17 protein-coding genes are annotated in these 22,310 nt (G+C 60.8%); 6 read left to right on the forward strand and 11 right to left on the reverse strand.

Annotated elements, in window-relative coordinates; translation table 11 throughout:
• The first annotated feature begins 111 nt into the window (after positions 1–111).
• Positions 112–1,461, forward strand: a complete 1,350-nt coding sequence (locus AB6N07_RS21200) for a gluconate:H+ symporter (protein WP_370675036.1) — start codon at positions 112–114, stop codon at positions 1,459–1,461.
• 74 nt (positions 1,462–1,535) lie between these two features.
• Here the strand turns inward: AB6N07_RS21200 and AB6N07_RS21205 are convergent, their stop codons facing one another.
• From AB6N07_RS21205 to AB6N07_RS21220, 4 genes are all read right to left on the reverse strand, one after another.
• On the reverse strand, positions 1,536–2,534 hold the full coding sequence (locus tag AB6N07_RS21205) for a Gfo/Idh/MocA family protein (protein WP_370675037.1): 999 nt from the start codon (positions 2,532–2,534) through the stop codon (positions 1,536–1,538).
• 121 nt (positions 2,535–2,655) lie between these two features.
• Entirely contained in the window at positions 2,656–3,072 is a 417-nt protein-coding gene (locus AB6N07_RS21210) for a VOC family protein (protein ID WP_370675038.1), read from the reverse strand.
• Between the two features lie 123 nt (positions 3,073–3,195).
• Complete coding sequence (locus tag AB6N07_RS21215; RefSeq protein WP_370675039.1) at positions 3,196–4,233, reverse strand: aldo/keto reductase; 1,038 nt, start codon at positions 4,231–4,233, stop codon at positions 3,196–3,198.
• A gap of 97 nt (positions 4,234–4,330) precedes the next feature.
• Positions 4,331–5,503 carry an MFS transporter gene (locus tag AB6N07_RS21220; protein WP_370675040.1) on the reverse strand — a complete coding sequence of 391 codons (1,173 nt, stop codon included), beginning with the start codon at positions 5,501–5,503 and terminating at the stop codon, positions 4,331–4,333.
• Positions 5,504–5,604: 101 nt separating this feature from the next.
• Here AB6N07_RS21220 and AB6N07_RS21225 point away from each other — a divergent pair, with 101 nt between their 5' ends.
• A complete protein-coding gene (locus AB6N07_RS21225; RefSeq protein WP_370675041.1) occupies positions 5,605–6,510 on the forward strand; it encodes a LysR family transcriptional regulator in 906 nt (301 codons plus the stop codon).
• A 32-nt stretch (positions 6,511–6,542) separates the two neighbouring features.
• Here AB6N07_RS21225 and cueR read toward each other — a convergent pair whose 3' ends face one another.
• Positions 6,543–6,983: a Cu(I)-responsive transcriptional regulator gene (cueR, locus tag AB6N07_RS21230; protein WP_370678296.1), complete on the reverse strand. Its 441-nt coding sequence runs from the start codon at positions 6,981–6,983 to the stop codon at positions 6,543–6,545.
• Positions 6,984–7,159: 176 nt separating this feature from the next.
• On the opposite strand from cueR, the gene AB6N07_RS21235 reads away from it, so the two are divergent.
• A complete protein-coding gene (locus AB6N07_RS21235; protein ID WP_370675042.1) occupies positions 7,160–9,601 on the forward strand; it encodes a heavy metal translocating P-type ATPase in 2,442 nt (813 codons plus the stop codon).
• A 66-nt stretch (positions 9,602–9,667) separates the two neighbouring features.
• Here the strand turns inward: AB6N07_RS21235 and AB6N07_RS21240 are convergent, their stop codons facing one another.
• The 5 genes from AB6N07_RS21240 to AB6N07_RS21260 all read right to left on the reverse strand — a co-directional run bounded on the left by AB6N07_RS21240 (position 9,668) and on the right by AB6N07_RS21260 (position 16,416).
• Positions 9,668–10,627: a sugar ABC transporter substrate-binding protein gene (locus AB6N07_RS21240; RefSeq protein WP_370675043.1), complete on the reverse strand. Its 960-nt coding sequence runs from the start codon at positions 10,625–10,627 to the stop codon at positions 9,668–9,670.
• A 79-nt stretch (positions 10,628–10,706) separates the two neighbouring features.
• On the reverse strand, positions 10,707–11,714 hold the full coding sequence (locus tag AB6N07_RS21245) for an ABC transporter permease (RefSeq protein WP_370675044.1): 1,008 nt from the start codon (positions 11,712–11,714) through the stop codon (positions 10,707–10,709).
• A gap of 139 nt (positions 11,715–11,853) precedes the next feature.
• A complete protein-coding gene (locus AB6N07_RS21250) occupies positions 11,854–13,305 on the reverse strand; it encodes a sugar ABC transporter ATP-binding protein (protein WP_370675045.1) in 1,452 nt (483 codons plus the stop codon).
• Between the two features lie 104 nt (positions 13,306–13,409).
• On the reverse strand, positions 13,410–14,900 hold the full coding sequence (gene xylB / locus AB6N07_RS21255) for a xylulokinase (protein ID WP_370675046.1): 1,491 nt from the start codon (positions 14,898–14,900) through the stop codon (positions 13,410–13,412).
• A 472-nt stretch (positions 14,901–15,372) separates the two neighbouring features.
• Complete coding sequence (locus AB6N07_RS21260) at positions 15,373–16,416, reverse strand: NAD(P)-dependent alcohol dehydrogenase (protein ID WP_370675047.1); 1,044 nt, start codon at positions 16,414–16,416, stop codon at positions 15,373–15,375.
• 628 nt (positions 16,417–17,044) lie between these two features.
• On the opposite strand from AB6N07_RS21260, the gene glgX reads away from it, so the two are divergent.
• The 3 genes from glgX to AB6N07_RS21275 all read left to right on the forward strand — a co-directional run bounded on the left by glgX (position 17,045) and on the right by AB6N07_RS21275 (position 21,463).
• The gene (gene glgX / locus AB6N07_RS21265) at positions 17,045–19,174 is read left to right on the forward strand and encodes a glycogen debranching protein GlgX (RefSeq protein ID WP_370675048.1); all 2,130 of its coding nucleotides are present in this window, start codon (positions 17,045–17,047) and stop codon (positions 19,172–19,174) included.
• A gap of 83 nt (positions 19,175–19,257) precedes the next feature.
• Positions 19,258–21,042 carry a malto-oligosyltrehalose trehalohydrolase gene (treZ, locus tag AB6N07_RS21270; protein WP_370675049.1) on the forward strand — a complete coding sequence of 595 codons (1,785 nt, stop codon included), beginning with the start codon at positions 19,258–19,260 and terminating at the stop codon, positions 21,040–21,042.
• 67 nt (positions 21,043–21,109) lie between these two features.
• Positions 21,110–21,463, forward strand: a complete 354-nt coding sequence (locus AB6N07_RS21275; RefSeq protein ID WP_370675050.1) for a response regulator — start codon at positions 21,110–21,112, stop codon at positions 21,461–21,463.
• 70 nt (positions 21,464–21,533) lie between these two features.
• On the opposite strand, the gene AB6N07_RS21280 is transcribed toward AB6N07_RS21275, so the two are convergent.
• Entirely contained in the window at positions 21,534–21,902 is a 369-nt protein-coding gene (locus AB6N07_RS21280; RefSeq protein WP_370675051.1) for a general stress protein, read from the reverse strand.
• Between the last annotated feature and the right edge of the window lie 408 nt (positions 21,903–22,310).

A 22,310-nucleotide genomic window follows, 5' to 3' on the forward strand; every position in this document is an offset into this window, starting at 1 on the left:
ACAACGCGACAGGCCAGAGGCACCGGAGCGGCGACACCGCCGATCCGGCGTGGGTGGCCTGTTGTCTCGCCGGCCGGACCGGCACCGCAAACCAAACCAAGGGAAGAGGAAATGCCTTTAGTCATCGTTGTCGCCGGCATCGTGCTGCTGCTGGTTCTGATCATGAAGCTGAAACTGAATACGTTCGTTTCGCTGATCATCGTCTCCTTCTGCGTCGCGCTGGCTCTCGGCCTGCCGCTCGACAAGGTGGTGAAATCCATCGAGAGCGGCCTCGGCGGCACGCTCGGCCACATCGCGCTGATCTTCGGCCTCGGCGCCATGCTGGGTCGGCTGATCTCCGACGCCGGTGGCGCCCAACGCATCGCCGTGACACTGATCGAGAAGTTCGGCGAGCGAAACGTGCAGTGGGCGGTGGTCGTCGCCTCGTTCATCATCGGCATTGCGCTGTTCTTCGAAGTCGGTCTGGTGCTGCTGGTGCCGATCGTGCTGACCATGGCCAAGCAGATGAAGCTGTCGCCGCTGCATCTTGGCGTGCCGATGTGCGCCGCGCTGCTGGCCACCCACGCCTTCCTGCCGCCGCACCCCGGCCCGACGGTGATTGCCGGCGAATACGGCGCCGACATTGGGCAGGTTCTGGTCTATGGCATCCTTATCGCCATTCCGGCGGTGATCATCGCCGGCCCGATCTATAACGCCATCGCCAAGCGGATCGTGCCGTCGGGCTTCGCCAAGCGCGCCGATCTTGAAGCGATCGGCTCCTTCAAGACCCTCGACCTCGACAAGACTCCGGCCTTCGGCATCTCCGTGCTCACCGCCATGCTGCCGGTGATCATGATGTCGGTGGCTGCCATCATCGCGGTGATCCGCAGCGAGGCCGGCATTGCCGACAATACAGGCTTCGCCGTCATCCGCCTGGTGGGCGACGCCTCGGTGTCGATGGTGGTGTCGCTACTGTTCGCCATGTGGACCATGGGCGTCAAACGCAACATCCCCGTCAAGGACGTCATGGCCTCCTGCGCCTCGGCGGCAAGCCATATCGGCATGATGCTGCTGATCATCGGTGGCGGCGGCGCCTTCAAGCAGGTGCTGATCGACGGCGGCGTCGGCAAGTATGTGGCCGACCTGTTCGCCGGTTCGAACGCTTCGCCGCTGATCTTCGCCTGGGGTGTCGCAGCGCTGCTGCGCATCTCGCTCGGCTCGGCGACGGTTGCCGCCATCTCGACGGCTGGCCTCGTCATCCCAATGCTGGCGACGCACAACGTCAACCTTGCCTTGGTGACGCTGGCCACCGGCGCGGGCTCGGCCATCTGCAGCCACGTCAACGACGCCGGCTTCTGGATGTTCAAGGAGTATTTCGGCCTGACGATGAAGGAGACCTTCGGCACGTGGACGGTTCTCTCCACGCTCGTCTCGGTGATCGGCCTTATCGGCGTCCTGGTGCTGGAAGGCTTCGTCGGCTAACGGCAGGCCAAGGTTTGAGAGTGTTGGCGGTCGCGACAATGTCGCGACCGCTTTCTATTCCGAGGTGTCCTCGCTCAGCCGGACTTGTTCGCCTCGCTGGGATAGATCACGCCGATCTGCTTTCTGATGGCGTCGAGTGTTTCCATGATGGCGACGCTTTGCTCGAGCGGCAGAATGGGGCTGGTCCGCTCGCCCGCGGCGACCAACCGCTCAAGTTCGACGGCCTGGAAGTGCATGCCGCGCCCCTTCATTTCGGCCGGCTTGAACTCCTCGAGCAGGTTCTTCTGGCTATCGTAGATGCGGAAACTGGTCGGCGTGTACCAGACCCCGTCGATCTCGACGTGGCCTTCCGTGCCGTTGATTTCGGCGCGATTGCTGCCCGGCGCATCGCTGGCGGACACTGTCAAAGCGCTGGCGCCGTTCGCATAGCGGAACAGGGTAGACACCTCAGCATCGGCGCCGGTCGACTTCAGGCGGCCCGAAGCAAGAACCTCACTCGGTTGCCCCAGAATGTCGAAAGCAAAGGAGATCGGATAGATGCCCAGATCCAACAAAGCGCCGCCGCCGAGTTCCAGCGCGTTGAGGCGGTGGTTCGGGTCGTCGGGCAAGTCCTGAGTGTGAGTTGCCAAGAGAGTGCGGATCTCGCCGATCATCCCGCTGGCCAATGCCTCGCGCAGCCGGACCATATGTGGCAGAAAGCGTGTCCACATGGCCTCAAGAACGACGACGTCGTGCTTGCGTGAAAGTTGGAGGAGATGGCGAGCCTCCGCGCCGGTCAGCGTGAAGGACTTTTCGATGAGGACGTGCTTGCCTTCGGCAATGCAGAGCTCCGCTGCGCTGGCATGGAAGGGGTGCGGTGTCGCAATGTAGACGACATCGACCTCTGGATCGGCGGCAAGCGCCTCGTAACTGCCATGCGACCTGGGGATGCCGTGTTTGGTGGCGAAGGCGACCGCCTTTTCGATGGACCGCGAGCCAACCGCCGTCACCTCGATTTCGTTGTCGAGGAGATCCTGGACAAAGAGATCGGCGATCCACCCGGTCGCCAGAATGCCCCAACGTAACTTGGCCATGGATTGCCTCTCCCTTCGTCCCCTCGGAGCGTATCGATCGGGTCGGTCAATGGACCCACCGAATGTCATCGGGAAGAGCCTCGCATTTATCTGACAAAAGGTCGAGGCTGACGACGGGGGACTACTCCCCGATATCGATCTCCACCGAAGTCACGGAACGAGGGGCGGCACCATGGAAGACCGCCTCAATGTTGTTGCCGTCCGGATCGAGCAGGAAGGCCGCGTAATAGCCGGGCTGGTAGGATCGCTCTCCCGGTCCGCCGTTATCGCGGCCGCCAGCGGCCAGCCCAGCCTGATGGAACAGCCTGACAACCTCCTGGTCGTTCGCCTGGAACGCCAGATGCACGTGCGTCGCCGCGCTTTCATCCTCTCCCAATGCGTCGATCCAGAGTTCATCGCAGGCAAGATGCCAGTCGTCGTCGGCCAGAAGCGGAATATCGAGCGCGCCGAGCGCTGCGCGATAGAATTTCGCCGTGGCGGGAAGGTCCCTGGCCCTGAGTTGGATATGGTCGATCAGGCGGCCTCGGTGCAGTATCATGCTGAACTCCCTGGGCCGAGCTTTGCTTGTCGGACAGACTCGGCAGCATTCATGACGGCGAATGCTACCGCGGCCTGCTGTCAGCATGCGTCACCAGAGGGCCGGTTGCGATGCGCCATTGCCTCATCCAGCTATCGGCGGGTTGAGGCGGGCGAAGCCTTCCTGCCGTCTATACGGAAAGTGCGGATAGGGAGCGGCGACAGCACTGGCCTCATCCAGCCTGGCGATTTGCTCGACGGTAAGCGCCCAGCCGATGGCGCCGAGGTTCTGGCGTAGCTGATCTTCGTTGCGGGCGCCGATGATGACGGACGACACGGTCGGCCGCCGGATCAGCCAGTTGAGCGCGACTTGCGGCACGGTCTTGCCCACCTCGGCGGCAACCTCCTCCAGCGCCTCGACGACACGATAGAGGTGTTCGTCTTCCACCGGCGGCCCGTAGCTTGCCGTGTCATGCAGGCGGCTTCCCTCGGGCAAGGGCATACCGCGTTTGATCTTTCCGGTCAGTCGACCCCAGCCCAGCGGGCTCCATACCAACGCCCCGAGCCCCTGATCGGCGCCAAGCGGCATCAAATCCCATTCGTAATCGCGGCCGATCAGCGAGTAATAGACCTGATTGGCGACATAGCGCGGCCAGCCATGGCGATCGGCAACGGCCAGAGCTTTCATGATCTGCCAGCCGGAGAAATTCGATACACCGACGTAACGGACCTTACCGGATCGCACGAGCGTATCGAGCGTGGACAGCACCTCCTCCACCGGCGTCGCCGCGTCGAAGGCATGCAGTTGCAGGAGATCGATATAGTCGGTGCCGAGCCGCTTCAGCGCGTTCTCGACGGCACGGATCAGGCGGAAGCGCGACGAACCCGCATCATTCGGGCCATCGCCCATCGGCAGGCTGGTCTTGGTCGAGATGAGCGCGCTGTCGCGTCGTCCTTTGAGGGCGGCACCAAGCACCTCCTCGGACGCGCCGGAGGAATAGACGTCGGCCGTATCGAACAGGTTGACGCCGGCCTCCAGGCAAATGTCGAGGAGACGGCGCGCCTCTTCGACGTCGGTATTGCCCCAGGCGCCGAACAACGGCCCTGTACCGCCAAATGTGCCGGTACCCAAACTCAAGACCGGCACCTTGAGGCCGGAGCGTCCGAGAAAACGATAGTCCATGGAATGGTCCTTTCTGAGGATCGACGGGAAAAGTTCGGCGGCCAGCCACTCCTTGGCAACTCGCAAGGGCTTCTGCCGGCATGGGGCATTTTCTGTGTCAGGTTGATGGATAAACCTGGGTCGAGCGACGGCTGACCGTGACTGCCATCAGAGCGACGACGACCGCCGCCACCGGGAACAACGCCGCGACCAGCGGCACGAAGGCGAGGCCGGGGCCATGGTCGATCACCTCACCACCTGCCCAGGCACCAATGGCGTTGCCGAGATTGAAAGCAGCGATATTCAAAGATGAAGCGAGGTTCTGGCCGGCGCCCTCCGCCTTTGATAGCACCCACATCTGGAGTGGCGCGACGGTGGCAAAACCGGCGGCACCGAGCAACCCGGTGAGTAGGACCGCCGCGATGGGCGAGCCGAGACCTAGCGTCATCGCCGCCAGAACCAGAGCCAGCGCGATCAGCGTGCCGAACACCGCGGCAAGAACGCCCCGATCCCCTAGTCTGCCGCCAACGAGATTGCCAACGACCAGCCCGCCACCGAAGACGAGCAGGATGGGCGACACGGCCGCCTCACTGAAGCCGCTGATGCGGGTCAGCATCGGAGCGATGTAGGTGAAGACCGCGAAGACTCCGGCATAGCCGAGAACCGTGGTGAGGAGACCAAGCAGCACGGGTACGCGGAGGATGGCTGCAAGGTCGGCTCGCCAATCTTCAGCGTCGGTTGGCCGGTCATCCCTGGGTACGAAGAGCGCGATGACCGCGAAAGCGGCAAGCCCGACCAGGGTTACGGCAGCGAAAGTCGCGCGCCATCCAAACTGCTGGCCGATCCATGTTCCGAGCGGTACCCCGAGAATGTTGGCAACCGTCAGTCCGGTGAACATCACAGCGATAGCCGATGCCTTGCGATCAGGAGAAACAAGGCCTGTCGCCACCACAGATCCAACCCCAAAGAAGGTGCCATGGGCGAGCGCGGTCAACACCCGCGCAGCCATGAGGAATCCATAGCCCGGCGCCAGGGCGCAGGCGGCGTTGCCGGCGATAAAGACGACCATCAGGGCGAGCAGCACGGTCTTGCGCGGCCAGCGCGCGGTCAAGACCGTCAGGACCGGCGCGCCAACGACGACACCGAGCGCATAACCCGAGATCAGTAGACCCGCCGTAGCGATCGAGACGCCGAAATCGGCGCCGACCTCCAGCAGCAATCCCATGATGACAAATTCCGTGACGCCGATGCCAAAAGCACCGGCTGTCAGGGCGTAAAGAGCTAACGGCATGATCTGACCCACTGGGTTGATATCGGTGGGCAGAAGATAGACGTCGCATCGTACGTGATATAGAATGCCTATTGGAACATCACCTATGAATTGAAGGAACAATGGCGCGTTCTGAAATCAATCGATCGGGCGAAATGGAGGTTTTCGTTTGCGTCGTCGAGCAGGGCGGCTTTTCCGCCGCCGCCCGCGTGTGTCGCATGACGCCGTCGGCCGTCAGCAAGCTGGTCGCACGCTTGGAAACGCGGCTTGGAACGCGTCTCGTCAATCGCTCGACCCGCGCTTTTCAGCTGACGCCGGAGGGGTGCGCCTTCTATGAGCGGGCGACGCGCATTCTGGCCGATATCGAGGACGCCGAGCGGAGTGCCGGCGCCGGCGAACAGCCGGTAGGCCGTATCCGGCTGAACACCAGTGCGTCGTACGCCACCCATGTGCTCGCGCCGATCCTGCCGGAGTTTCTGGAGCGCAACCCCGGCGTGACGCTAGATCTGATCCAGACCGACCTAGTCGTCGATCTCTTGTCGGAGCGCACCGATGTGGCGGTTCGCGCCGGACCGCTCAAGAGTTCCAGTCTGGTTGCTCGCAAGCTCGGCGATAGCGCAATGGTCGTCGTTGGGGCACCCGCATATCTGGCCCGCTTCGGCGAGCCAAAGACCATCGACGACCTCGATCACCACACTCGCCTTGGCTTCGGTTATGTCCGCGTGCTCGACGGATGGCCGATGAAGGCAAATGGCGAAACGGTGGTCATCCCTACCGTGGGACGCGTGACGGCGAGCGATGGCGAAGCGTTGCAGCGGTTGGCGCTCGGCGGTGCCGGCCTTGCACGCCTTGCCGGCTTCACGGTTCGTGGCGACATTGCCGCAGGTCGGCTTGTCCCGGTTCTCGAAGAGCTGAATCCCGGCGATCGCGAGACGTTCCACGCCATCCATACCGGCCAGGGCGGCCCCCTCCCCTCGCGGGTGCGGGCGCTGCTGGACTTCCTCGCCCTGCGAGGAAAGGTTTCATAGCCGATATTCCTGTTTGCAAACCGTCTGCCATGTCAGGCGTGCTGACGGCGTTTGTTGACCGGCTCGAGCGGTTGGCCGGCACCGACGCCGCCGCCGAGATCAGCAAGGATAGGGCAGTCGGGGCGATCGTCACCGTGGCAACAGACGACCAGGTTGGACAAGGTGTCGACCATACCCTGCATCTCGGCAATGCGAGTCCTTAGAGACTCGATGTGCTCGCTTGCCACGTGGTGAACGTCGCGGCTGGCGCGATTACCGTCGCGCCAAAGCGACAGCAGTTCGGCGATCTCGACCATCTCGAACCCCAACCCGCGCGCCCGTCGAATGAAGCGCAGCTCGTGAACGTCGACGGCACCATAGTCGCGGTAACCATTGTCACGCCGAGCCGCCGGCCGCAGCAGGCCCGTTGATTCATAGTAGCGGATCATTTTGGCCGTGACGCCCGACGCCTTGGCCGCTTCGCCGATGTTCATAGGACGATCCTTCATGGAGACGATCGGAACCTGGCGCCTTCGCCTTGGTTGTACGCTCAGCACCTTCGGTTCGACGACAATTATACGCTTGACCTTACCATGATGGGAAGGTCGATCGTCGGTGACATCACCACCGCCGTCCAATTTGGCGGCGCCGAACCGAAACGGAGCGCGACATGCCGCAAGATCATCACCACGGCTCTTCCCCGCAGGCTCACGACGGGGAGTCCTCGAAACGCGAAGCCCACGATCACGGGGAGCACGGCCGTTGCGATGGCGAGGGATGCCACGGCCACCATCATCACCCCGCATCAGAAAGTAATGCCCAGACGGTCAAGGATCCGGTCTGCGGCATGACGGTCGATCCCGCCACTGCCAAATACCGAACCGAACACGGTGGGGCGACCTACTATTTCTGCTCGGAAGGATGCCTCACGAAATTCAAGGCCGATCCGCAACGCTACCTCGCGCCCACCGCTGTCGAAGCGCACAGCGCCGCACCGAAGGGCACGATTTACACCTGCCCGATGCATCCGGAAATCCACCAGACGGGGCCAGGAACTTGCCCGATCTGCGGTATGGCGCTGGAACCCGAGGTGGCCTCCGCCACAGACGAGCCGAACCCGGAACTGATCGACATGACCCGCCGGTTCAAGGCTGGCCTCGTCGTGACCCTGCCCATCGTCGCGCTGGAGATGGGTGGACATTTCCTCGGCCTCGACCATTTCATTGGACCGCACCTTTCGGCCGTCTTGCAATTTCTGCTAGCGACGCCTGTGGTTCTCTGGACCGGTTGGCCGTTCCTCGTGCGCGGCTGGAGATCGGTGGTCAGCGGCGCTCTCAACATGTTCACCCTGATCGCCATGGGTACAGGCATCGCCTGGGTCTACAGCATCGTCGCCACCTTCGCACCGGGGCTGTTCCCGGCGGAGTTCCGGACTTCGGAGGGCGCCGTGGCCGTCTATTTCGAAGCCGCGGCGGTTATTACAGTGCTCGTATTGCTCGGGCAGGTTCTCGAACTCAGGGCGCGTGAGCGAACGTCGGGCGCAATCAAGGCGCTGCTCAACCTTGCGCCGGCGACGGCTCACCAGTTCGCCGCCGATGGCAGCGAGCTGGAAGTCGAACTCACTGCAATCGTAGTTGGCGATCGGCTGCGTGTCCGCCCCGGCGACAAGGTGCCGCTGGATGGCGAAGTGCTGGAGGGTCGCTCCAACGTCGATGAATCCATGATCACCGGCGAACCGCTTCCTGTGGCCAAGACGGCCGGCGCCAAGGTGATCGGAGGCACGCTCAACGGACAAGGCAGCTTCGTCATGCGCGCCGACCGGATCGGGGCCGACACGATGCTGGCCCAGATCGTTGAGACCGTGGCGAAGGCACAACGCTCTCGCGCTCCGATCCAGCGACTTGCCGATCAGGTTTCGGCTTGGTTCGTGCCAGCGGTTCTGGCAGCTGCCGCACTCGCCTTTATCGCCTGGGCGGTATTCGGCCCGTCGCCGTCCCTGTCTTATGGCCTGGTTGCCGCCGTCAGCGTGCTTATCATCGCCTGCCCGTGCGCACTCGGCCTCGCCACGCCGATGTCGATCATGGTGGGCGTGGGGCGTGGGGCAAGCCAGGGTGTGCTCATCCGCGATGCGGAGGCGCTGGAACGCATGGAAAAGGTCGACGTGCTCGTCGTCGACAAGACGGGAACGCTCACCGAAGGCAAGCCGAAGGTGACGGCGATCAAGACGCTGCCGGGCGTTGACGAAGCCGAATTGCTAACTTTGGCCGCCAGCTTGGAGCGTGCGAGCGAGCATCCGCTGGCCGCCGCTATCGTGGCAGCGGCCGAAGAACGCGGACTGCGACTAAAGCCGACTGCCGATTTCGACGCTCCCTCAGGTAAAGGCGTTGCCGGAACGGTGGAGGATCGGCGCATCCTGCTCGGCAATAGGCGACTTCTGCAAGAAGCGGGGATTGAGGCCGCCGAGCTCGAATCCATCGCCGCCTCGCTCCGGAATGAAGGTGCGACGGCCATTCTCGCCACCATCGATGGCCATCCCGCCGGGGTCATCGCCATCGCCGACCCAGTGAAGGTTTCGACACAAGAGGCGCTCCGCGCTTTGCAGGCTGATGGTATCCACATCGTCATGCTGACTGGCGACAATCGCGCTACCGCCGAGGCCGTCGCCCGTCGCCTGGGTATCGACGAGGTGAAAGCGGAAGTGTTGCCCGCCGAGAAGGGCGACGTGGTCGCGGCCTTGCGTAGGCAGGGCAAGATCGTCGCCATGGCAGGCGACGGTGTGAATGACGCACCGGCGCTCGCAGCGGCCGATGTCGGCATCGCCATGGGAACGGGGACCGATGTTGCTATCGAAAGCGCCGGTGTGACGTTGCTGCGCGGCGATCTCAGCGGCATCGTCAAGGCGCGTCAGCTGAGCCAGGCAACCATGCGCAATATCCGCCAGAACTTGGCTCTTGCCTTTGTCTATAACGTCGCCGGCATTCCGATTGCCGCCGGCGTGCTTTATCCCGCCTTCGGCGTGGTTCTGTCGCCGGTGGTCGCCGCCGCGGCCATGGCGCTCTCCTCGGTCAGCGTCATTGCCAATGCACTGCGGCTTCGCCAGGCTAAGTCTTGAAGACGTTCAAATAAAAAGGGGCGGGATAACGATCCCGCCCCATAGGTTATTGTATTATTGCGCCAATTACTTGATGGCGCCCGACTTCTTGTGGATCTCGATGAACGTGGCGACGTTGTCCTTGGTCACCAGCGGGCAATCGATGTCGGTGTCGATCTGGGTGATCTTGCCGGTCAGCAGGTCATGAGCAACGCTGACGTTCTTGGCGGCGAGGTCATAGGCATTCTGCAGCGCCGTGGACGTCATCTTGCCAGACTGGATCAGCAGCATCGCCTCAGCGGTACCGTCGACGCCGTAGGCGAGGATCTTGGCGAACTTCGGATCGTCCTTGACGACTTCCAGGGCGCCGGCGGCCATGTTGTCGTTCATGGATACGATGGCGTCGATCTTGTCGTTGGCCTGGACCCAGTCTTCCATGTAGCGCATGGCTTCTTCTTTGTTCCAATGCGCAATCTGCTCGCCGACGATCTTCACGTCGGTACGCTTGTCGAAGAATTCCTTCTGCCAGGCGTCACGACGCATATCGGCGTGCATGTTGCCTGACGGACCGTCCAGAACGACAACGTTGGCGCCCTGCGGGATCTGGGTGATAGCCAGACGGGCGTTCACGGCAGCCTGCTCATACGGATCGGCGTCGACCGATGATGAGCCGGGGATGTTCTTGATGCGCGCGTTGGTGGTAATGACCTTGACGCCATCCTTGACGGCCTGCTCGACATAGGGACGCTGAGCTTCGCCGTTGTTCGGCTGAACGATGATCAGGTCGTACTTGTTGGCGACGGAGTTCTCGATGAACGCGTTCTCCTTGGCATCGTCCGCCTGGGAGTCCATGACGTCGACCGTCATATCCGGGTACTTCTTGACTTCGTCCATGATGCCGTTGGCCAGCCAGGCGGCAAAGGAGTCGGCCTGGGCGCGGGCGATGAACGCGATCTTATAGTTCTGAGCCTGAGCAACCGTCGTCGCAGCCAAACACAGGGCAGCCACAGCCGTAACGGTACGGAGCGTTTTCATAAACTTCGTCATTTGTATCTCCTCCAAGATATCCTACCGAAGGGGCAACTATCGACAGATACGGCCCCACTAATCCTCCAAAGCGAATGCACTAACCTTTAGCCTCCTTTCGCTCAGTCGGTATTTTGGCCGCGCCAAGAGTCTTCCTGGTGCGATTGACTTTGGCCCACATGTCGTAGCCGACAGCCAGGGCGATGATCGCGCCCTTGATGACTTGCTGCAGATACGAATCCACGCCGGCCAAATTCATGATATTGTTAAGGAACCCAACGATGAACGCGCCGGCAAGCGTTCCTCCGGCCGTTCCAAGCCCGCCGGAAAAACTGGTACCGCCGATGATCGCGGCTGTCAGAGCTTCGAATTCGTAGCCCTGACCTGAGTTGGGGGCGCCGACGTTGGTGCGGGCCATCAATATGATGCCAGCAAGGCCCACGAAGACACCGTTGATCAGATAGGCGCCGACCTTGATCCGACCGATATTGATGCCGGAGGCCCGGGCCGCCTCTTCGTTGCCCCCCACCGCGTAGAGCGAGCGACCGAAGCTTGTATGGCCAAGAATGTACCAGGTCAGAATGCCGATAAGGATCATGAACAAGACTGGGATCGGAATAAATCCAATATTTCCCTGTCCGAACCAGATATAATCGCCAATCTGGTAGATGTTCTGGCCCTTCGTGAAGAGCAAAGCGATACCTCTGGCCATCGTCATCATCGCCAGCGTTGCGATGAACGCTGGAATATTGAAGCGCCGGACGAGGATGCCATTGACGAAGTTGCAGAGCACACCGACGATCAGACCGACGGCGAAGGCAAGGGACAGCGAGCCCGTTTCCTTGAAGACGTAGACCGAAAAGACGCCCGCCAGTGCCAGAACCGAGCCACAGGAAAGGTCCAGGAGGCCGCCGATGATGAGGATTGTTTCACCGAAGGCTAAGATCGTCGTGACGGAAATCTGAACCGAGATGTTCGATATATTTCGCGCGGATAGAAAATTCGGGCTCAGAAGATTGCAGACAATGATCATAGCGATAAGGACCAAATAAATGGAGTATCGCGACTTGATGGTCTGCCACTTCTCCCTCGTCATCAGGTTGTTCATTTTCCGCCCCTTTAGATCTCGTCAACTCGAGTTTTTCCGGTGAATTCGGGCTCACCCAAAAAGCTCTATCTCTTTGTTAAGGCGCAGTTCCGGACGCAAAACCGGTTCCCACTTTTGCTGGAACTGCTCTGGTCAGCGATCAGACCGCTTTTCTGGTCATATTCATCGCGTAACGCATGATTACTTCTTGAGAAAACTCGTCTCTCTCGAGTTCGCCCGTTATCCGTCCCCCGGCCATCACGTACATCCGGTCGCACATGCCGATCAGCTCCGGAAGTTCAGAAGAGACCATGATGATCGACTTTCCCTCTCTTACGAGGTTCGTCATCAGCTTGTAGATCTCGAACTTTGCACCGACGTCGATACCACGCGTCGGTTCATCGAGAATGAGAATATCCGGATTCTGAAGCATCCACTTAGACAGGACGACCTTTTGCTGGTTTCCGCCGCTCAACGTACTGATTTGCACATCAATGGATGCCATCTTCACATTGATCTTCTTGCATATCTCTTCGACCCGACTTCTCTCCTTGGCCTTGTGCAGGTACCCTTTCTGGAAAAACTGGTCCATCGAGGCCAAGGTGACGTTTTCCTTGACGTCGCGGATCGGAACGATGCCGTAACGCCGCCGATCTTCGGACAGCATCACAACGCCGTTCTTGATGCTGTCCTGAACATTGCGAACCTTAACCGGCGCGCCATGGACCTTCACGGTTCCACCGAAACGCTCGTCGAGGCCGAAGAGCGCACGCATCACCTCTGTCCGCCCGGCGCCGACCAGACCGGCAAAGCCGACGATCTCGCCCTTCTTGACGTTGAAGGAGATATCGGAAAAGCCCGTGGGCCCGCTGAAATTCTCGACTTCCAGGACAACTTCGCCGACAGCAACGTCTTCCTTGGGATATCCTTGCCCCAGGGCGCGGCCGACCATCAGAGCAATGACGGAGTCAATGTCGAACTTGTCCTTGGGCCGAGTCTCGATCACCTTACCGTCGCGCAGGATCGAGATCTCGTCGGCAATGCGGAAGATTTCGTCCATCTTGTGCGAGATGTAGACGATGCCCTTTCCACGAGCACGAAGATCGGCGATCTTCTCAAAGAGAATTTCGATTTCCTTGTTGGTAATGGACGAGGTCGGCTCATCCATGATGATGATGTCCGCATCTCTGGAAATGGCCTTCAGAATTTCCAACATCTGAAGGTTGGAGATCGACAGATCCTTCAGCTTGGTTTCCGGATCATAGGGCAGGTTTTCCTGCTTAAGCAGTTGAAGCGTCTTCTGCCGAATGGTCTTCCAATCGATCCGCCCGAACCTCTTCTTCGGCCAGCGGCCGGCGAAGAGGCTCTCCTCGATGGTCATTTCAGGCGTGTAGTTCAGTTCCTGAAAGATCATCGAAATACCCAGCTCACCCGCCCGGATCGGGGAGCTGACTTCGACCTTCTCGCCTCGGATCAACGTCTCGCCGCCATCAGGCTGGTAAATGCCGTTGATGATTTTCATCAACGTCGACTTGCCGGCGCCGTTTTCGCCGCACAGCACATGAACCGAACCTTCCTTTACAGAAAAACAGACGTCTTCCAGCGCTTTCACACCCGGAAACGACTTGCTTATATTTCTGACCTCAAGAAGATTTTTTTGCATCGAATGGGTCCTTGATCGGCCGGATGGCGAATGGGATCGACTTGGCGCGCGGGTCAATGCACGCCATGAACCTGGGCGAGCCGAGCCCGATAGAGACCGAAGGCGTCGTCGTAGGCAGACTTGCGGCCAACCGCCGGTGTTGTCGTCTTGTCGGCATCGAGGGTGACGCAACGATCGGCAATGGCGGCGATAGCCTCGCCCGCCCCGTTCGCCCGACCGTAGGCCCAGATCGCCTGGATCGCCGCGCCGAGACATCCGGCCTCATCGCCCGTGGGCACCACGATCTCGGCACCGGTCATGTCAGCGACCATCTGGCGCCAGGGCTTGCTGCGGGCGCCGCCACCGATCATGAACACACGCTCGGCGGGCTTGTCGCCACGGATGCGATGAAGGCCGGCGAGCACGCCGAAGGTCACGCCCTCCACCATGGCCCGCATCAGATTTTCCGGCGTCATGTTGACGGCGGACAGGCCGAGAATGCTGCCGCGGGCGGTCGGCAGATCGGGAGTTCGTTCGCCATTGAGGAACGGCAGCATGGTGATGCCACCGGCACCCGGCGCGGTCGCCTCCAGCGCTTCGGAGACAAAGCCGACATCGTGCCCGAAAAGATGGGCGCCGCCGGAGGTAACATTGGTAGCATTCATGGTGCAGACGAGCGGCAGCCAGCCGCCGGTCGACGAACAGAAAGGCGCGACGGCGCCGCTCGGGTCGAGAACCGGCGTATCGGAGTAGGAAAAGACCGTCGCCGAGGTACCGAGGCTGATGGTGACCACGCCCTCGCGCACGTTTCCGGTGCCGATGGCACCCATCATGTTGTCGCCACCGCCGGCCGCCACCAGACAGTTGGTGGTGAGGCCCAGCGCTTCGGCCGCTGCCTGCGTCAGCTTTCCGACGATGGCGTCGGGCGCAACGAGGTCCGGCAGAGCAGCCGCGAGATGGCCGATACCGCGATCAATGACCGACAAAACCTCGGGCGCCCAGGCCCGCTTGCGAACATCGAAGAACCCCGTTCCCGAAGCGTCGCCGTATTCGGCAACGAAACGACCGGTAAGCCAATGATTCAGATAGTCGTGTGGCAGAAGGATATGGGCGATACGAGCAAAATTGGCGGGCTCCCGATCAGCCAGGAAAGCAAGCTTGGAAATGGTGTAGCCGGTGAGAGGAATGATGCCGATCTTCTCGAACCAGGCCGACGGCCCGCCAAAAGCAGCGACGATCCGCTCATTGTCGGGAGCCGTCTCGGTGTCGTTCCAGAGTTTGGCAGGGCGGATCACCGCTCCTTTGTCGTCGAGCACGGCAAGACCATGTTGCTGGCCTGAAACGCCCAGACAACGGATCGCGTCGGCGGGTAAGGCCGCCTCATTGAGCGCCATCCGTACAGCCGCGACCATCGCGTCCACCCAGATCGACGGGTGCTGCTCGCGGGCGCCGGTGTCGCGTTCGGTCAGGCTATGGGTAGCGTGACCGCGGCCGCGCACTCGCCCGTTCTCGTCGATGACGAGCGCCTTGGTCCCCTGCGTTCCGCAGTCAACGCCGATAAACATTATCCTCTCCTCCCTCACCCACCTGCCGGTCGGCCAGCGAACACCCGATCGGCGGGCTCCTCCGCCCGACATGCCGATGGTGCTCTCGCTCAGCCTCATGAGATTCGGCCGAAGGTTCGTCAGCGACTGCCCAAACCCTCAGATCAGATCGATGTGATCTGACCCTCCATCTTCCTCTGAGACCAATTGACCTTCTAAACCCGCAAATAGGCCATGTATTCGATGCACCTAAGCTTGCCATGACCTTCGAAATTTCCTCGGGCGGTCGATCTTCCCTTCTTCCACCCGGGCCGCCTCACGGCGGGAACAATTCGAACGATTAAGGCTCCCCGTACCGAACGGCGACACCTTGGTCGTCAACCAGACGCGGAACACCCATTTGAGGAGCTTGGGAGCTGTCTGAGGTGACGGCTTGCATTCCTCATGCATGCCTGTCAGTCACCCCGAACGGCGCTCCGCGTCAGTCGTGCGATCAGAACGTGATTTGAACCTTGACGTCCGAGGGGTTCTGCTGGGAGGCCCGTTGGAAGGCCTCGATCGACTTGTCGAACGGATAGCTTGCCGAGATCAGCGGCTTCACATCGATCTTGCCCGAGCCCAGGAGCGCCAGCGTGCGATCCCAGACATTGGCGTAGCGGAAGATGCCGGTGAGACTGATTTCCTTGACTTCCAGCGCCACCACGTCGAGCGGTACCCGATCCTGAGGCATGCCGACCAGAACCACCCGGCCACCCTGGGTGACCACGTCCAGCATGTCGTCGAACGCCTTGGGGCTGCCGCTCGCCTCGAAGAACAGGTCAGCGCCCTTGCCGGCTGTCCGCGCCGCCACGACATCGGCGAGCTTCTCTTTGGTCAGATCGACCGCGATGACGCCGGGCACATTGGCGATGATGTCGAGCTTGGCCTTGGCGACGTCGCTGACGATCACTTCCGAGCAACCGGAGGCCAATGCTGCGAAGGCCACCATCATGCCGATGGTGCCGGCACCGGCCACCACGGCGATGTCGCCGGGGCGAATAGCGCCCTTGGCGGCGGCGTAGACGCCGATCGCCAGCGGCTCGACCATGGCGCCTTCGGCAAACGATACGCTGTCGGGCAGCTTGTAGGTCAGCGCTGCCGGATGCACCACCTCCGGCGTCAGGCAGCCGTGGATCGGCGGCGTCGCCCAGAAGCGCACGGCCGGATCGAGATTATAGTGGCCTTCCAGCGTCTGGCGCGAACCGAAATCGGGAATGCCGGGCTCCATGCAGACGCGATCGCCGACCTTGAGATGGGCGACCTTGGCGCCGACCGCCGTCACCACGCCCGATGCCTCATGGCCGAGCACCATTGGCTCGTTGACGATGAAGTCGCCGATGCGGCCGTGCTTGTAATAGTGGACATCGCTGCCGCAGATACCGACCGCCTTGATGGCGACCCGAACCTCACCGGCCGCCGGCGTTAAAGTGCCGGGAACCTCGATATCGCGAAGACGAATGTCTCCAATGCCCTCGAGAACGACGGCTCTTACCTTCATAGCTTTTCCTCCCGAGCCGCTGGCCTACATTCTCGGATGGGCTTGCACGGCTCTTGATGAGGGAGAGTATGGGCGCCGAACGCTATTCCCGCTAAGCCAATTCAACAAATCTATGTGCATTATTTTACATTTTGAAACCTGGAGACGTTCCAAACCCGCCCACTGATTGTAACTTTCCCAATCGACGACCTCAAACTGTGCGGGCTCCTTCCGCAAGCTTGGTTGATCGGCAACTCACCGAACCCGACCGCAGCTGGCCTTGCTTTCTTATTTCGGAGCGTACTTTTCCGGAAAAAAGGCCAAGAACCGAGCCACCACCAACTACCTCCCGCCTCCGAGCTTATCGACGGGACTTGCAACGCCAAGGGAACCGTTCCTCTCACGGCAGGTTTCACGAACAACCGATTGTGTCCCCCAAGCCGCATCCTGCCGAGCATCCTCTTCGAATGGTTTTCCAACTAGCAAGACGGCGACCAGGCGTCCGCGATGTTTGCTGCGGGAAGCCGCGCCATTCCAGCGCCGCCGGAACTATGCGGCACAGAACCAGATCGGCACTCGATCAATGATTGGCCGGTCACCACCAAAAGAGACGCCGCCCGCTTCCCACCATCGCCCGGAGATCGTTTGAATGCGTAAAGTGTTGCCTGGCTCTGCATTTCCCCTGGGTGTGACGGTCGATGACAAAGGTGCCAATTTCGCTCTATTTTCTGACAACGCTACCGGTGTAACGCTCTGTCTGTTCGACCGGTTCGGGGTCACCGAGAAGGAGCGCATTTCGCTGCGGGAATGCACCAATGGCGTCTGGCATTGTTACCTGCCGGGCGTCGGACGGGGGCAGGTCTACGGCTGGCGTGTCCATGGACCTTGGGCACCGGAAGCCGGTCACCGCTTCAATCCCAACAAGCTGTTGCTCGACCCTTATGCCCGCCAGCTGGTCGGCGACATCCGCTGGAACGACACGCTCTACGGCTATGAGATCGGCGCGGGCGATGATGCCGATTTGGTCATGGACGAACGCGACAGCGCCGCTTACATGCCGAAGGCGCGCGTGGTTGCCGGCACACCCATGGTCACGACCCAGCATCCGCACGTTTCCTGGGCGAAGACGGTGATCTATGAAGGCCATGTGCGTGGCCTCACCATGCTTCACCCACTGGTACCGCAGACAATCCGCGGAACCTTCTCCGCTCTCGGGCAGCCGGAATTTGTCGATTACCTAGTCCGGCTCGGCATTACCACGCTGGAGTTGCTGCCGGTCCAGTCGTTCCTGCAGGATCGCCATCTCGTCGATAGCGGGCTATCCAATTACTGGGGCTACAATAGCCTGGGCTTTTTCGCCCCCGAGCCCCGCTATCTCGGTGACAATGGTCTTGAATCGATCGGCGAAGCGGTTGACCTGCTGCACCAGGCCGGCATCGAAGTCATTTTAGACGTCGTCTACAATCATACCTGCGAAGGCAATCACCTCGGACCGACGCTATCCTTCAAGGGCATAGACAACGCGTCGTATTATCGCCTGCTGCCAGACGATAGCCGCTACTACGACAACTTGACCGGCTGCGGAAATGCACTGAATACCGATCATCCGCGCGTGCTGCAGATGGTGTTGGACAGCCTGCGCCTATGGGCCTCGGTCTATGGCATCGACGGTTTCCGTTTCGATCTTGCCACGACGCTCGGCCGACGCCCCAACGGTTTCGATCCGGGGCACGCCTTTTTCAACGCCATCCTCCAGGACCCCCTGTTGGGTGGCCTGAAGCTGATCGCCGAACCTTGGGATGTCGGACCGGGCGGCTACCAGCTCGGGTCCTTTCCTCCGGGTTTCTCGGAGTGGAATGGTGACTACCGCGACAAGGTGCGCGGTTTCTGGTGTGGCGAAGAAGGTCTGTTGCCGAGCTTTGCCACGCGCGTTGCCGCGTCGCAGGACATCTTCGCCGAAGGACGCCGCCGGCCGTGGTCGAGCGTCAACTTCATTACCGCCCATGACGGTTTCACCCTCCACGACCTCGTCAGCTACAACCACAAGCACAATGAGGCCAACGGTGAGGACAATCGCGACGGCCACGACGACAACAAGAGTTGGAATTGTGGCGCCGAGGGCGAAACCGACGATGAGGCCGTCAATGCGCTGAGGCGTCGACAGAAACGTAACCTGCTGGCCACGTTGTTCCTCAGCCAGGGCGTACCGATGGTGCTCGCTGGCGACGAGTGTTCGAACACACAAGGCGGCAACAACAACGCCTACTGCCAGGACAACGAGATCGGATGGGTGAACTGGTCGGATAACGACCCGGAATTGCCTCGCTTCGTCGCCCGGCTCGCCGACCTCAGGAAGAACCATTCCGCCCTGTCACGACCGGAGTTCCTGACGGGCGCGCGCAACGAGATGGGCCAGCCCGATGTCGTCTGGTTCAACAACCATGGCGAACGGATGACCGAGGAGGACTGGGGAAATCCGCACTCCAAATGCCTCACCCTGCGCCTTGCCCCGGTCCTCGAAAGCGAAACGCCGCTGCTGATCATGTTGAACGCCTCGCATGTCGCCGTCCGGTTCCAAATCCCACCGGGGCATCCGGGAGATTGGGAAGTGGTTCTCGCGACCGACACTGGTTTCGAAGATGTCCGGCTAGCCGATGGTGCTGGCTTCACCATGCCGGCTCGAACCGTTGTTCTCGCGGAATGGCGGGAACAAAGCGCGGTCAGCTTCGTTCCGGGAGGAGTTCTACCGACGGATGCGCCGGATCCGATCGATAAGTGACGGCGCACGTCCATCGAGGCCCCGCCTGATCTGACTGTCCACGGCGCCACTCGTTCCGCCAGTTCTTCTCAAGGAGTCTTGCCTTGACAATTCGCACCGTCCACCGCGAACAGGAAATGAAGTTCGGCACCCAGATAATACCGAACGGAGTGCGGTTTCGTCTCTGGGCGCCGCTGGTGCCATTCGTCGAGCTGGAGATCGACGGTTGGTCGTTGCCCATGCGACAAGACGTGCGCGGGTGGTACGAAGCTGAGGTTCCGGGCGCCAGCCCCGGCAGTCACTATGTATTCTGCCTGCCGGGCGGCAAGAGGGTACCGGACCCTGCCTCACGCTATCAGCCGGATGATGTCGATGGGCCGAGCGAGGTCGTCGATCCGCTTGCCTTCGAATGGACGGATCTTGGCTGGCGCGGCCGCCCTTGGGAGGAGTGCGTTTTCTACGAGGTGCATATCGGCACGTTTACGCCGGAGGGCACCTTCCGGGCTGCGGCCGGAAAACTAGAACTTCTCGCGGAACTCGGCGTCACCGCCTTGCAGATCATGCCGCTCGCCGATTTCGCAGGCCGCTGGAACTGGGGCTACGACGGTGTCTCGTTATTTGCCCCCGACTCTTCTTACGGCCGGCCCGAGGATCTGAAAGCCCTGGTCAACCGCGCCCACGAGCTCGGCATGATGGTCATGCTGGATGTGGTCTACAATCACTTCGGACCGAAGGGGAACTACCTCCCGCTTTATGCGCCCATCCTCAACGACAAGGACACCCCTTGGGGGCCAGGGCTGAACGTCGATGGCGAAAATGCCACCGTTGTACGCGACCTGGTGCTGGCCAATGCCCGGTTCTGGATCAACGAGTATCGGTTCGACGGCCTGCGGTTCGACGCGCTGCACGCTATCGAGGACAGCGGCCCCAAACATCTGATCCAGGACCTGGCCGAACAGACGAGGGCTGCGAGCGACGGCCGGCACATCCACCTCATTGCCGAGAATTCCCACAACCAGGCAAGCTGGCTGAGACGGCGCGACGATGGAACGCCCTGGCTCTATACGGCCCAATGGAACGACGACCTGCACCACGGCCTGCATGCCCTCGTGACCGGCGAAGACCAATGGTACTATCAGCCCTACGCAAGCCGCATCGACCTCGTCGCGAAGGCCCTTGCCGAGGGCTTTGCCTTTCAGGGCGAGTATCTGGCGCGTGAAAATCGCATGCACGGCGAGCCGAGCGCCTTCCTGCCCCCGACGGCCTTCGTTTCTTTCATCCAGAACCACGACCACACCGGCAACCGGCCGGCTGGTGAGCGCATCGGCCAGTTGGTGCCACGCCAAGCGGCGCGCATGTTGGCGACGCTTTATCTGCTGTCGCCGCAAATTCCGATGCTGTTCATGGGCGAGGAATGGAACGCCTCTACACCGTTCTGTTTCTTCACCGACATCAAGGAACTGGGCGATATCATTCGCAGGGGCCGGGCAGAGGTACTCAAGGACTTTCCGGAAGCTTCCAAGGCCAAGCACATCGACCCCATGAGCGAGGACGCCTTCCTGAGCTGCAAGCTCAACTGGGATGAACGCTGCTCGCCGGTATCCGCCGAAATGCTGGAACTCTACCAAGATCTTCTTCGGCTGCGAGCCTCTGTCCTGACGCCACGCCTCGTCGGCATGGCCGGTAACAGCGGATCTTCGGAAATTCTAGGGCCCCACGCCTTCCATGTTCAATGGACGCTGGGCGACGGCTCCACACTCAATCTTGCCGCCAATCTCGGCGCCTCCCCTCAAAACGGCGACTGGCGGGCCGTCATCCCTCTCCGGTGCGAAGGTACATTCACAGATGACACCCTCGGACCTTACACGGCAATGTTCTGGCTAACCTGACGGGCAGAGGATATGCGATCCTCAAACACCCGGAAGCGTCGCCTTGCTCGAGGAGCGGGAGATTTTGATGTCGGCCAGCATATTGATCGTCGAGGATGAGTGGCTGATCGCAGAAGACTACGCCTCAATTCTGCGCCAGGCCGGTTATCGGATTGTCGGACCCTGCCCTTCGGTGCAGGCTGCGTTCTCTGCAATGGAAACTGAACTCATTGATGCCGCCTTGCTGGATGTCCAGTTGCACGATGAAATGAGTTTCCCGATCGCCGAACGCCTGCAAGCGCGGAATATTCCCTTCGCTTTTCTCAGCGGCTATAGCCGACAACATCTGCCATCCGAAATTGGCTTATGCGACCTCCTGGCCAAGCCGGTGGCCAAAGCGACATTACTGGCGACCATCAAGAAAATATGCCTCCAGGTCTAGCTGGTCTGCCACAACGGCGGAAGGCAATCACGGCCCCTCTTTGGGAGGCCGTGACTGAATAGGTGGTCGGTCAATGCTGACCGCCCTTGCGGCCGGCTTCGGCAGCACGATCGGGATCTTTTTTGAAGTTGCCGCCGGACTCCTGGCCGCCCTTGCGGCCCGCTTTCGCGGCGCGTTCGGGGTCATTCTTGAAGTTGCCGCCGGATTCCTGCCCCCCCTTGCGGCCTGCTTCCGCGGCCCGCTCCGGATCGTTCTTGAAGTTACCGCCGGACTCTTCGCCGCCCCTGCGGCCCGCCTCCGCGGCCCGTCCCGGATCGTTCTTGAAGTTGCCGCCGGATTCACGACCACCCTTGGCGGCGATTTCGCGCTGCTTGTCCTGATCCATCGAGGCAAAACCGCGGCGGGAGGTGTCTCCAGTGTTGGATTGCTGGTTGGGCATTACGTTTCTCCTTGGATCTTGTCTCGCTGCGTTGCTACAGCGAGATATAAACTCGCCACCCCACCAATTGTTCCTCACTCCTGGAGTTTCCTGGCCATTCCAGCTCAACATATTCAGCCAACCGAGCCGAACAGTGCATATTATAAATTTCGATTATGCATCATATTACGAATATCAACAAAATATATACTTAAAATAATACACATAAATATCCCATATAAAATAGATATTACATATTTTAGAATTTTTTACTATCCTCAATACCTTCCAGGCGCCGATAACGTCTGCCATTCATTCGGCGGTTTTCCCAGAGTCGGCGCTCCGGTAGCTCGCCAATCCGGCAAGCTGTCACGCAAGCGATGGAACTTTGGAAGCATCGGGCGGTTTCGACAAGGGACCGGTTTATCC

The sequence above is a fragment of the Pleomorphomonas sp. PLEO genome, assembly GCF_041320595.1.
Classification (GTDB): Bacteria; Pseudomonadota; Alphaproteobacteria; order Rhizobiales; family Pleomorphomonadaceae; genus Pleomorphomonas.